The following is a 12,547-nucleotide window of genomic DNA, read 5'->3' on the forward strand; positions in this document are numbered from 1 at the left end:
GGTTCACCTCATCCCCGTTTTAATATAGACATAGCAATAGTGGATACATTCTCCGCGCTAATCCCATAATGTTGAAACACTTCTGCCGTTTTACCTGTAACAGCTGGTTCATCAGGAATGCCAAGTATTTTCATTGGTACAGGGTGATGTTGTGACACCACTTCAGCTACAGCGGCACCTAATCCGCCGAAAATACTGTGTTCTTCCAAAGTTATAATCTTTCCTGTTTCTGAAGCTGCTTTTATGATTGCATCTTCATCTAGAGGTTTAATCGTATGCATGTTTAGTACCCTTGCATGGACGCCCATGTCCTCTAGGAGTTTAGCAGCATCTAGAGCGACTCGGACCGTTTCACCAGTTGCAATGAGTGTGATATCCTTTCCATCCTTCATGGTAGTTGCTTTCCCAATTTCAAAATCATATTGTTCCGATAAATAGGAATCTTCCACGGGGTTTCTACCAATTCTTACATAAACAGGGTATGGATAGTTTATTAAAGCTTCTATCATTTTTTTTGATTCATGACGATCTGCCGGCATCATTACATGCAATCCTGGAATGGCGCGAGTAACAGCGATATCCTGTAAGGAGTGATGAGACATTCCTAATGCGCCGTAACTGACACCACCACTAATGCCAATTAGTTTGACATTAGTTTGAGAATAAGCCACATCTACTTTGATTTGTTCAATACTTCTCATACTTAAAAAGCAAGCTGGAGATGCAACAAATGGTTTCTTCCCTGAATGTGCCAAACCTGCTGCAATACCTACAATATTTTGTTCTGCAATACCAACTTCTACGATCTGATCTGGTAACTCTTTCCCGAATGGAACTAAAGCAGCAGAACCTCGAGAATCACTTGTCAATACGAGAATATTTTTATCTTTTCTTCCTAATTCCAGTAATGTCTCACTAATGACAGCACGATTAGCAATTTTATTGCCGGTTGAACTTTTTAAGGCTACGTTATTCATACGAGTACCTCCAATTGCTCTGAAAGCTCTTTTATTGCTAATTCATATTCTTCTTTTGTAGGGACCCGATGATGCCAGCCTACCTGATTTTCTGAGAAGGAGATTCCTTTCCCTTTTACGGTGTTTGCAACGATTAATAATGGCTTACCGCTAACTTTAGGGTTATCGGATAAAACAGTGACTAATTGTTCTATGTCATTACCGTCTACTTCCACTACTTCCCAGCCAAAACTTCTCCATTTGTCACCAAGTGGCTCCAGTCCCATGACATCTTCTGTACCACCGGTTATTTGTAACCTGTTTCTATCGATGATGGCGATTAGATTATCTAGTTTGTATTGAGCTGCAGCCATAGCTCCTTCCCAAACAGAACCTTCCGCCTGTTCACCATCCCCCATAACGGTATAAACTTTATAGGATTTGTTATCTAGTTTTGCTGCTAGGGCCATTCCAACTGCAATCGACAATCCATGTCCAAGTGCACCAGTATTCATTTCCACACCGGGAACTTTATTATTGGGGTGGCCGATTAATCTCGAATTAAACTTTGAGAAAGTTTGAAGTTCCTCTTTTGGAAAAAATCCTTTGTCCGCAAGAACCGCCCAATAAGATTCGACGGAATGACCTTTACTCTGAACATATCGGTCACGGTCTTCCCAATTTGGATTCTTTGAATCTACATTCATAATTTTATAGTACAAAACGGTCAAAATATCAGTATTAGATAAAGAACCTCCAGTATGTCCAGTACCAGATTCATAAATCATCGTAATTAATTCTTTTCTTATTTCCGTTGCTTTACGCTTAAGGAACGTCAATTCTTCCATTATGATATAACCTCCTTATTTTTTAAACATTAATGTCGCTACCTCGGAGCCAAGCCTTTATTTCACTAACTGTTGGGTCAACAGGATCAGGAGTTAATCCAGGTATATACTCACATGCTTCGAATAATACAGGGATTACGTTTGCGTGAATTCCAACAGAATGGTGTACATAAGGTCCTTTTACTAGTTTTTCTTCCCAAAGTGGCCAGTCATTTACTTCTACCCAAACGTAAGAACCTCTCGTGTATGGACCTTGAATCCCTTTTGCTTTTCCAAGGAATAATGAGTATTCCCCATGGTCCCCATCAAAACGGGCAATTGTCATTTGACCACCTTTTATCTCACCTTCGTGTGTACCAGGAGAGTGGTCTTCAAATAGAAAGTGTTTTTTCAGTTTTGGGGTTTCATCAACACTTAATGACACAGGGAAATTTCCACAGTGGAATAATAATTCTCCATTTGGATTTTCAGGATGACGCACAGTTATGTCTGCAAAAAATGTCGGCAGTTCATTTAAGGTTGCTGCTTGAACCATAATAGAAGTTATAGCACCATGAATGTCCGTTTCACAGGTTACAGGAATTTGCTCATCAGTTAGAATGGCGTTTGCTAAGCAAGGCATAATACCAATAATATCCTGAAGAGTAGACCAACATTGAATTGCTATTGCAGAACTTCCTGTATTTACAGCGAACTGTTTCATGGCAACTTTTAAAGCGGCAATACGCCGGACAGAATCTTCACTAACTTCGCTCCAGTCAAGGGTATCTTTAATATAATTGATAGCTTCGCTGAGCTCAGGTGTATCTTTTTTCTCTAATTTTAATGTTTCCCTTTTGATGTCCTCTAAGGTAATTGGATGAACCTGAATACCAAATCTTTCTAGTAGTTCCCCTTCATTACAGATCATCGTCCAAAAATCAGAAGGTCGAGTAGAAATTTGTAGGATTCGAAGTTCTTTGAAACGTTTGACAACATTTGCTGCAGCAATAAAATTTTTGAATCCCCTTTCAAAAATTTGGTCATTTACACGGCAATTAGTGATGTAAGTGAAAGGAACATTAAATCGGCGCAGAACTTTTCCTGTGGCGAACAATCCACATTGAGTATCCCTTAACCGCATTCCATCTTCTAAAGGTGATTCATCTCTTGGTCCCCAAAGTAATACAGGCTTTCCAACTGCTTTTGCAACTCTTGCTACTAAATCTTCTGTACCAAAATTACAATGCGGAAAGAAAATTGCATCCACTTCAGAGTCCTTGAAATATTTAATTATTTGAGCTTCTTGAGCTCGGTCATACAAAAGACCTTCTTCATTAAACTTTTCTAAATCGACGATCTCCATATTCAGACCAAAACTAGTAATCTTTTCTTTTATTAACTCCTTATACTTAAAAGCATCCTCCTTACTAAAAACAAATCTCCTTGTTGGCGCAAAACCTAATTTGACTTTATCCACAAAAAACACCTCCATGAATTAAAAACATATAAAATAAGTTAGATGAGTTAAAAACTATTGATTTGACTATTTGTTATCTTTCAAAGAGTAAGCTAGGAGTAGATTGGCAGTAAATTTAAGGGAACCACCTCCGACGGATAATTTACCCTAACTAAAATTTTAGTTGTTTTCACCTAAAATTGTAGCAGTGAGTTTATGTATAGTCAATAAAATAATAAAAATTTTAGTGTCTGTTTTAGGGGGGAGCGTATGGGAACATATCTATGAAATGGTTATATATATTGATAAATAAGATTTTTTGAATAGTAATTAAGCAATCCAAAGATTATCGCAAACTAATTTTCTGACTAAATATATATAAAATATTGACTAAAATTAGTGTTGTCATTTTCGATTTTTAGTTGTAATATAAATTTTAGATAATTTTAGTTTATTGTAAGAAGGTGGATAGACAAAAAAGAAATGGTGTGATCAGATGAGGATTAAAGACATAGCAAAATTAGCAAATGTATCAACTTCAGCCGTATCGTTAGCACTGAATGGAAAGCCCGGTGTTAGTGAGGATACACGGGAAAAAATATTAAAGATTACTAATGAATATGGGTATACACCACGTTCCTCCATAAAAACAGTCCCAAAGGGAAAAGTACTACGGTTTGTTGCTGGTGTTAATTATGGGTTGGTTACAGAGAAGTATGATAGTTTACCATTTTTTGTTGAATTGATTCACTATATCAACGAGAATATTTCATCAAAAGGGTACTCACTATTAATATCTTCCTTGAATTCCGAGAATCTTGTAAGTGAGCTTTCTTTATTGGAACAGGACCAGCCAACCAATGGAATTATTCTCCTTGGTACGAATTTAAAGAGTGAACAAATTCAAAGTATTTCAGAAAACCATCCAAATGTAGTTGTAATAGACACGTGTTTTGAGACATTAAATATCGACTTTGTTGTCATGAATAATGTCATGGGTGCTTTTGAAGCTGGGACTTATTTAATTGAACAAGGACATACAAAAGTAGCATACGCGCAATCCAATACAAGAATGTACAATTTTGAGAAAAGGAAAGAAGGATTTTTCCAAGCGATGAAAACAGCAGAAATCTCTATTCCTGCATCAAACATATATACCCTGTCCCCCACTGAGGTATCATCTCAGGATATTTTTAAACTTGGTATTAGTAACGATCTCACTAACCTGCCGACAGTTATTTTTTGTGAATGTGATTATATAGCGATCAGTGTCATTAAGTCTTTGGCAGAACTGGGAATCAATGTTCCTGAAGATATATCAGTTATTGGGTTTGATAATATATGGGAGGCGCAAATTATCAATCCAGAGTTAACAACGGTTCACGTTAAGAAAGACAGAATTGCAAGTATAGCTGTTGAAAAAGTCATTCAAAACATTAGTAATCCCGAAAATGAAAGGATAAAAATGTTAGTTGATACAAAGATAATAGAGAGGAGTTCATGCCAAAAAATAAATGATGTTTATAATCTGGGCGAACTGACTGTAAATTAAGTCCAATTAAATATTTTCATAGAAAAGTCACAATTGGAATAAAACAAAACTAAAATATATCCTAAATATTGAGATTATTTTAGTTTACCGGTGTATTATATTAGGAGTTTAATTATCATAGGAACACTATTAGGACGTGTATTCAAGTGATTTTACGCTGTTTTAAACAAATGGTGAGTTAGTAAGAGAGAAACTCATCAGCATAATCCAAACTAAAAAAACACTAAATTTTTCGAAAAAATTTATGTAAAATATGTTGACTATTTTAGTTAGGGGTATTAAAGTTTACTTAAGCAAAGAAAATAATTGTGTTACTAATTAATTTTTACTTTTATGAAAGCGATGCCAAATAGTTGCATATGTGACTGCCAGGGAGGTGTCATGATGGAAGTCATCATGAAGGGAATAAATAAAAGCTTTAGTGGAGTACAAGTACTAAAGGGTGCAGGTATTCATGTTAAGGAAAAAGAGATTCATGCCCTTATGGGAGAAAATGGTGCTGGGAAATCCACATTAATGAAAATACTATCTGGAGTTTATACAAAACAAGAAGGCTTAATTGAAATAAATGGGCAAGAACAGCATTTTCATAGTATCAAAGATAGTGAAAACAAAAAAATTGCCTTCATTCATCAGGAACTGAATGTTCTTAATGAGATGAGCATTGTAGAAAACATGTTTTTAGGAAAAGAAATAAAAAAGAAATTAGGACTTGTAAACAATAAAGAAATGACAAAGATAGCTAAAGAAAAATTGCATCTGTTAGGTCTTGATGTGGATCCTACAATATTGGTTAAAGATATTTCTGTTGGGAAAAGACAGCTAGTAGAAATAGCAAAAGCACTTCTTATGGATGCAGAGTTAATTATTATGGATGAACCAACAGCTGCTTTAACAGATAAAGAGATTGATCTATTATTTGAAATCATACGAAACTTAAAAAATAAAGGTGTATCATTTATTTACATATCCCACAGGATGGAGGAAATCTTTCATCTATGCGATACGATTACTGTGATGAGAGACGGATCATTCGTTGGTCAAAAAGATACGAAAGACACGTCATTTGATGAAATCGTAAGTATGATGGTGGGTTACAGTTTAGATGACCGTTTCCCGAGGGTTGAGATAGACCCAGGTAATATCGTATTGAGTGTCAAAGATCTGAACCTGAATGGAAAGTTCAAGGATGTATCATTTGATGTTCGTGAGGGAGAAATACTAGGTTTTTCCGGATTGATGGGATCGGGAAGGACAGATGTGATGCATGCGATTTTTGGTAGCATACCGTTTGATTCTGGAACAATTTCTATCAACCAGAAAAAGGTTCAAATAAACTCTCCAATCCAGGCTAAGAAAAATGGAATCGGATTTATTACAGAAGATAGAAAGAATGAAGGATTAATCTTAAGTTTTTCTGTAGCTGAAAATACTATCCTACCTTCCTTAAAGAACTTTACAGAAAAAAAACTAATTAAAGAATCAAAAATTACCGGCAAAGTGGCTGAATACATTAAAAAACTTAATGTGAGAACTCCGAATCAGACGATTGAAACGAATAAACTGAGTGGCGGAAACCAGCAAAAAATAGTTATTGCAAAGTGGCTGATGACGGATCCGAAAATTTTGATATTAGATGAACCTACCAGAGGAGTAGACGTCGGTGCAAAAAAAGAAATTTATGAAATCATTAATCATTTAAAAAAGCAAGGTGTAGCAATTATCGTTGTTTCTAGTGAACTTCCTGAAGTATTAGGAATTTGTGACCGAATTGCAGTGATGCATGAAGGGGTGTTAAAGAAAATCTTTACAAGACTGGATGCCACTCAAGAGAAGATTATGGAATACGCCACTGGAGGAGGAAAATGATCATGGCCAGATTTGAAGGAGTTTTTAGAAAATATGGGACCGTATTGGGATTAATCCTACTAGTAGTCTTAATTACAATAATTAATCCAAGATTTATCACTTTAGATAATATCCTTAATATATTTCGCCAAGTATCCATTAATGGGCTCATCGCTTTCGGGATGACATTTGTAATTTTAACAGGAGGTATTGATCTTTCAGTAGGTGCCATTTTGGCTCTGTCAGGCATGTTGTTGGGGCTTATGATTGCGGCTGGTGTACCTGAATTAATAGCCATTCCAACTGTTATTATATTTGGTGCATTACTCGGATTATTTAATGGGATTTTCGTGGCGAAGGTAAAACTTCAGGCCTTTATCGTCACACTTGCAACAATGACGATGTATCGAGGTATAACAATGATAATCTCAGATGGAATTCCTGCCATGGGACTTACCTCTGATGCTCCAATACTAAACTTTTTCAGTCAAGGTAGTATTTTAGGATTGCCATTTCCTATGGTTCTCTTATTGATAGTCTTTGTGATACTAATGATTTTATTAAAATATACCGTATTTGGTAGAGGGGTTTATGCGATAGGGGGAAATGAGGAAGTTGCTAGACTAGCCTCGCTTCCTACAGACCGAATCAAAACAATGGTTTATGTCATAAGTGGTACAATGGCTGCTTTAGCAGGTGTAATCCTAACTTCCCGTCTCAGTTCTGCACAGCCAACTGCTGGAATGATGTTTGAATTAGATGCCATTGCTGCGGTTGTCATTGGTGGCACCAGCCTCGCAGGTGGAAAAGGAAGACTATTTGGCACGCTTATTGGTGTCCTGATAATTGGAGTTTTGAACAATGGATTAAATATTATAGGCGTTTCCGCATTTTATCAGCAGTTTATTAAAGGGCTAGTTATACTTCTTGCGGTTATTTTAGACCGGAAGAGTACTAGATAAATAATGTATAAAAATTAGGAGGGTTAAAAAATGAAGAAAGTATTGTTAGTAGTATTTGCAGCTTTACTGTTAATGGTTGGTGCAGCATGTTCAAATGATGATGAAGCAAGTGGGGCTGATGGTGATAGTATTGCATTACTTATGGCTGACTTAGGAAACCCGTTTTTCCATGTATTACGTGATGCAGTTGTAGAGCGTGGGGAGGAATTAGGGTATGAAGTATTGGTTTATGATGGACAAAACGATGCATCAAGACAGCCTTCCCAAGTGGAAGATGCTTTGCAAAAAGGTGTAAGCGCTATAATTATTAACCCTGCGGATGAATCATCCAGTGCGAATGCTTTAAAAGAAGCCATTGATAAAGGTATTCCGGTAGTTACAGTCGATAGAGCAGTAGATGTTGATGGTGTTCTTTCATATTTAGTAACAGACAACTTGAAAGGTGGAGAACTAGTAGGGAAATGGCTTGAAGGTCAACTTCCTGACGGTGGAAAAGTTATCCATATGGAAGGTGTAATGGGTACAGCACCTCAGCGTGAACGTGGAGGCGGTTTCTTAAGTGTCATCGATCCTAATGAGAATTCAGAAAGTAAATTCGAGATTATTGGAACAGCAGTAGGTGATTTCTCAATGGCTCCTGCAGAAGCGGCAATGTCCGATTTACTTGCTAGACATGATGAAATTGATGCTGTCTTTGCCCAAAATGATACAATGGCAGTAGGAATAGCACGTGCGATTGAAACTGCTGGTAGACAAGATGAAGGTATCATTATCATTGGTTTTGATGGTGCTAAAGAGGCATATGATTTAATTGAAAAAGGTGAAATGAATGTAACTGCAGTTCAAGACTTTGATTTTATCGGGTCTGAGGCTGTGAATTTCGTGGATGAATATTTGAAAAACGGTACGGAACCAGAGGATTTTGTTTTAGTTGATGTATATATGTCTGATTCGAAATAAAAAGTAAAAAATAAGGCAGCACCAAGGAATAAAATTCCTGAGGTGCTGTTTTTTTAAAAGGTAAGAGTGTATAAGTTTTGGCACCTTCGGGCAAGTTGTCTAGCTCCCCCGCCTACTCGCAAGGGAACTGAAAAAGTGGTGCTTTTCCACTTTTACAGTCCCTAAGGCACTTCGGAAGTGACACCTGAAGTCAAAGAGTGGACTTCAGGTTGTCATTCCTCCACTGCCCTACGCTCGTGAGCCTAGGCGCTTGCGCTTTTCTTAAGGAAATATAACTGATTTTATAATAGAATCCAATTGTCGGGCCTTGAGCCGTTTCTTGATATCCCGCTTAACAAAATACGAAGGTCGTTAATTCCGTTTATGTTGTTGGATCTACTACATGCCCCATAAATAAAATCACCCCTGTTGTTTCATCAATAATTCGAAATAGAAATGGGCGATCCACAACCATTTCAAAAGGGTCATCTGGTGGTGCACTGCCAGCATCCATTCCTATAGAAGTAACAGCCGCCGCTTCTGTACCTGTTTCATTTACTTCAATAAAAGATTTATGTTTTACTTCGCTGATAAATAGAGGATAATCAGTGGTCATCCGGGAAAAATCAGCTTTTTCCGATTCGAAGGCAGTGGGCATTCCCAGTGATTCTAAAATACTATTAAGTTGCATATCGGTTGTAAACGTGAACTTCGGTAATTTTAGTTGCCCTTCTACCTCTTCCTCAGAAACATCCCATGTGATCTCCCCTTGTTGTATCATCTCCAGTAGATCTTCAACACTCATTTTTTCATCAGGCAATAAGATATCCATGGATACTCGTCCTTCCATATATGGAAGACGGATCACTTCGTACTCTGGAGCTTTCGTATATTGAAAGTAATTTCCTTGGGACATGAATGGAACAGTAACAATGACTCCATCTTCCTTATAAAAAGGGCCATCACTCGTCAATTGAGCTTGAAATGGAGTCCACCATTCCCCTAAAAAATAGACAGCATTCACAAGGTGCATGACGGTATTTGGATCTATTTCTTGTACGATATTGTCTATCCGTCCAAATGTTTTCTCTTCTACCCAATTATTTATTTCTTTAGCAGATGTAAGTTTGGATGTTTCAGCATCATAATAATTTTGAAGCACCTTAATAAAGTCTTCCTGATATTCAATGTCTTCTTCTATCCAAAGAGAATTTGCAATGAGCAGGGTAGTTCCTGGGTCAGCGTGTTGAAGAATATCCAGGAGAGCCTGATGAGAAGTGTGGATTTCTTCTTCGGTAAATTGGTTTGACTGTAAAACACTGAGAATTTCCCCTTTTGTGTCACCATCGGCACCTGCTAATAGCATTGAAAGGGCACTCGCAATACTAAAGGGACTAATCATTTGGTTCGTATCCTTTTGATAGAGTGTACCGAATAAATTAGTGGAGAACCGGTTTATACTTTCACTCATATTTTCACTTACATCTTCTTTTGAAAAAATAGGATCTTGTTTTTCAATGGCACGCATTTTTTTCTCCTGTCCGCATCCAGCTAACACAGTTCCTGCCAGAACAAGAATTAGTAACACGACTAGTATTTTGGAACGAGAAATTGTTTTTCTCATCATCGACCCGCCCTTATCTATTTTATTTTCAAATCATAATGGATACAGATTAGACGGTTTAGGGGATAAGAATGATTCACGGGAACCTATTGATTAGACAATTTAGGGGGTAAACCTAAACTCAACGTTGGCGTGAAAATGTATCTTTTATTAGTTTAGGAGAGTTAAATGGATGGCTGCAACAAAAAGAGATTTTGATCCGTCAAATAAATGATAAGTTAAAATGAAGTATCCGATCATAGATAAAACGATAGGAATGATTTGATTACATGGGTGAAGGGAGAATGTTCTCGTTGAAAAAAATGGTCATCTTTATCATAATAAGCAGTTCTTGTTTTCTATTACTGGTAGGTTGGGGTTTCTATCACTATTACTCTATTAATAACATAGGAAAAACCGTCAAACCGGAACCGGCAAATGTCATTATTGTACTAGGTGCAGGTGTTTGGGAGAATGGTCCAAGTCCCGCATTAAAGGCAAGACTGGAACGGGCGCTGGAAGTTTACCATGAGGGATTTGCAGAGAAATTTATTCTTACTGGAGGTTTAGGGGATTTTCCACCAACGGAAGCAGAAGCCATGAAGGAATTTTTAGAAAAAGCCAATGTCCCTTCTGAACATATTTTTCTAGAACCACTAGCAACGAATACTGCTGAAAATTTACAATACAGTAAAGTCATCATGGATGGTCAAGGCTGGGACTCGGCGATCATAGTTACCGATGTTTTCCATATGAAGCGAGCCTTAAATATTGCCGAAGATTTGACGATTGACGCATCCGGTGCCGCTGCGGTTGAAAGTGTGTTATATACAAACAAAAACCTCCGCAGAATGTATACATTACGAGAGGTGTTAGCAATTTCAAAATATTATGTTATGCGACTTTGGAGGTAAGTAAATCAGTCCGTATCGCGGATGTGATCGTCTGTTAAATGACCACTATGGTCAAATGGTAGATAATGTTCGTCCGTGTCAAAGTAAGGATAATCGGGAATCGTGCGATTTGCTTGTTCTAGTTTACTGCGGAAGGAATCCAGTTGGATATGGTAGCGGTCGACTAACTGTTCGCTTTTGTTCATCTCTTTTCGGGAATGTTTAGTTACCATCAAAAGAATACACAAGGGAATTCCAGAGACTAGCAATAGGCTGAAATCTGGATCAGGAAATAACCAGAATGTCATCACACTGAATCCCACGAGACCCCACAGAACAATATAAACACACATTAATAGGGGACTTTCCAAAAAAGACTGTAGACGTTGATAGTGTGCAAAAGTATTTCGGGATTCACTGATTAAAAGATAATAATACGATTTTATCTCTTGATCCGTTGATTCTCGGATTGTTTTCATGTTCAAGGCAATCCCTCATTTATGCGAATTGTTTTCCAACTCACTAGCTGCAAAACAGTTCCTTCATTATATTGTCATTATACTGAATAGTGAAGGGGATGTCTCCATGATTTTATGGTCGTCTAATTTATCAATTTATTCGAAGGGGATGACATCGCAAAATCTTGGCCAGTTACAGCATTAAAGCAACATGCCAATATAACTGTCATCATGGACGAAGAATCTGCATCAGTATGAATGAAAACTTCCATGAGTGAAAGGTATACTCCAGAGGTTCAATCAAGCCATTAGCAAGGAACAAAAAAGCAGTGCAGCCCCATCTAGTGTCACATCCTAGAGGAGGAAGCGACAAAACAACAGGTATACTCTTGTCTTTTGTCGCATCCTTAGAGGAGGAAGCGACAAAACAACAGGCATACCCTTGTCTAATGTCGCATCCTAGAGGAGGAAGCGACAAAACAACAGGCATACTCTTGTCTAATGTCGCATCCTGGACGAGGAAGCGACAAAACAGCACCACATCCCTTGTCTAATGTCGCATCCTAGAGGGAGGAAGCGACAAAACAACACCACATCCCTTGTCTAATGTCGCATCCTGGACGAGGAAGCGACAAAACAACAGGCATACTCTCGTCTTTTGTCGCATCCTTAGAGGAGGAAGCGACAAAACAACAGGCATACTCTTGTCTAATGTCGCATCCTAGAGGAGGAAGCGACAAAACAACACCACATCCCTTGTCTAATGTCGCATCCTAGAGGGAGGAAGCGACAAAACAACACCACATCCCCCGTCTAATGTCGCATCCTGGACGAGGAAGCGACAAAACAACACCACATCCCCCGTCTAATGTCGCATCCTGGACGAGGAAGCGACAAAACAACACCACATCCCTTGTCAAATGTCGCATCCTAGAGGGAGGAAGCGACAAAACAACACCACATCCCTTGTCTAATGTCGCATCCTGGACGAGGAAGCGACAAAACAACAGTCATACTCTCGTCTTTTGTCGCATCCTGGACGAGGAAGCG

The 12,547-nt window shown here is 38.0% G+C and carries 10 protein-coding genes; 5 read left to right on the top strand and 5 right to left on the bottom strand.

Features of this window, described 5'->3' with window-relative positions:
* Nucleotides 1-8: 8 nt before the first annotated feature.
* From KS419_RS05740 to KS419_RS05750, 3 genes are read right to left on the bottom strand one after another with little or no spacing between them, the layout of a single operon-like run.
* The gene (locus KS419_RS05740; protein WP_217065108.1) at nucleotides 9-977 is read right to left on the bottom strand and encodes a transketolase family protein; all 969 of its coding nucleotides are present in this window, start codon (nucleotides 975-977) and stop codon (nucleotides 9-11) included.
* Nucleotides 974-1,804 carry a transketolase gene (locus KS419_RS05745; RefSeq protein ID WP_217065109.1) on the bottom strand — a complete coding sequence of 277 codons (831 nt, stop codon included), beginning with the start codon at nucleotides 1,802-1,804 and terminating at the stop codon, nucleotides 974-976. The genes KS419_RS05740 and KS419_RS05745 overlap by 4 nt, the downstream gene beginning before the upstream one ends.
* A gap of 22 nt (nucleotides 1,805-1,826) precedes the next feature.
* Complete coding sequence (locus KS419_RS05750) at nucleotides 1,827-3,263, bottom strand: L-fucose/L-arabinose isomerase family protein (protein ID WP_217065110.1); 1,437 nt, start codon at nucleotides 3,261-3,263, stop codon at nucleotides 1,827-1,829.
* 475 nt (nucleotides 3,264-3,738) lie between these two features.
* On the opposite strand from KS419_RS05750, the gene KS419_RS05755 reads away from it, so the two are divergent.
* From KS419_RS05755 to KS419_RS05770, 4 genes are all read left to right on the top strand, one after another.
* The gene (locus KS419_RS05755) at nucleotides 3,739-4,794 is read left to right on the top strand and encodes a LacI family DNA-binding transcriptional regulator (protein ID WP_217065111.1); all 1,056 of its coding nucleotides are present in this window, start codon (nucleotides 3,739-3,741) and stop codon (nucleotides 4,792-4,794) included.
* 384 nt (nucleotides 4,795-5,178) lie between these two features.
* Nucleotides 5,179-6,663: a sugar ABC transporter ATP-binding protein gene (locus KS419_RS05760; RefSeq protein WP_217065112.1), complete on the top strand. Its 1,485-nt coding sequence runs from the start codon at nucleotides 5,179-5,181 to the stop codon at nucleotides 6,661-6,663.
* Nucleotides 6,664-6,665: 2 nt separating this feature from the next.
* Nucleotides 6,666-7,604: an ABC transporter permease subunit gene (locus KS419_RS05765; RefSeq protein ID WP_380086404.1), complete on the top strand. Its 939-nt coding sequence runs from the start codon at nucleotides 6,666-6,668 to the stop codon at nucleotides 7,602-7,604.
* 30 nt (nucleotides 7,605-7,634) lie between these two features.
* Nucleotides 7,635-8,564 carry a sugar ABC transporter substrate-binding protein gene (locus KS419_RS05770; protein ID WP_217065114.1) on the top strand — a complete coding sequence of 310 codons (930 nt, stop codon included), beginning with the start codon at nucleotides 7,635-7,637 and terminating at the stop codon, nucleotides 8,562-8,564.
* Between the two features lie 361 nt (nucleotides 8,565-8,925).
* On the opposite strand, the gene KS419_RS05775 is transcribed toward KS419_RS05770, so the two are convergent.
* Entirely contained in the window at nucleotides 8,926-10,167 is a 1,242-nt protein-coding gene (locus KS419_RS05775) for a serpin family protein (protein WP_217065115.1), read from the bottom strand.
* A 302-nt stretch (nucleotides 10,168-10,469) separates the two neighbouring features.
* On the opposite strand from KS419_RS05775, the gene KS419_RS05780 reads away from it, so the two are divergent.
* Nucleotides 10,470-11,060, top strand: a complete 591-nt coding sequence (locus KS419_RS05780) for a YdcF family protein (RefSeq protein ID WP_246593672.1) — start codon at nucleotides 10,470-10,472, stop codon at nucleotides 11,058-11,060.
* 5 nt (nucleotides 11,061-11,065) lie between these two features.
* Here the strand turns inward: KS419_RS05780 and KS419_RS05785 are convergent, their stop codons facing one another.
* The gene (locus KS419_RS05785; protein ID WP_217065117.1) at nucleotides 11,066-11,518 is read right to left on the bottom strand and encodes a hypothetical protein; all 453 of its coding nucleotides are present in this window, start codon (nucleotides 11,516-11,518) and stop codon (nucleotides 11,066-11,068) included.
* Nucleotides 11,519-12,547: the final 1,029 nt, after the last annotated feature.

Origin of the sequence: Evansella tamaricis (assembly GCF_019042215.1) — a bacterium.
Classification (GTDB): domain Bacteria; phylum Bacillota; class Bacilli; order Bacillales; family Salisediminibacteriaceae; genus Evansella; species Evansella tamaricis.

Bases quoted from the DNA above. Each gene is read 5' to 3' on its own strand.
- KS419_RS05740 (WP_217065108.1), bottom strand. From the start codon at position 977: ATGAATAACGTAGCCTTAAAAAGTTCAACCGGCAATAAAATTGCTAAT.
- KS419_RS05745 (WP_217065109.1), bottom strand. From the start codon at position 1,804: ATGGAAGAATTGACGTTCCTTAAGCGTAAAGCAACGGAAATAAGAAAA.
- KS419_RS05755 (WP_217065111.1), top strand. From the start codon at position 3,739: ATGAGGATTAAAGACATAGCAAAATTAGCAAATGTATCAACTTCAGCC.
- KS419_RS05760 (WP_217065112.1), top strand. From the start codon at position 5,179: ATGGAAGTCATCATGAAGGGAATAAATAAAAGCTTTAGTGGAGTACAA.
- KS419_RS05765 (WP_380086404.1), top strand. From the start codon at position 6,666: ATGGCCAGATTTGAAGGAGTTTTTAGAAAATATGGGACCGTATTGGGA.
- KS419_RS05770 (WP_217065114.1), top strand. From the start codon at position 7,635: ATGAAGAAAGTATTGTTAGTAGTATTTGCAGCTTTACTGTTAATGGTT.
- KS419_RS05775 (WP_217065115.1), bottom strand. From the start codon at position 10,167: ATGAGAAAAACAATTTCTCGTTCCAAAATACTAGTCGTGTTACTAATT.
- KS419_RS05780 (WP_246593672.1), top strand. From the start codon at position 10,470: ATGGTCATCTTTATCATAATAAGCAGTTCTTGTTTTCTATTACTGGTA.
- KS419_RS05785 (WP_217065117.1), bottom strand. From the start codon at position 11,518: ATGAAAACAATCCGAGAATCAACGGATCAAGAGATAAAATCGTATTAT.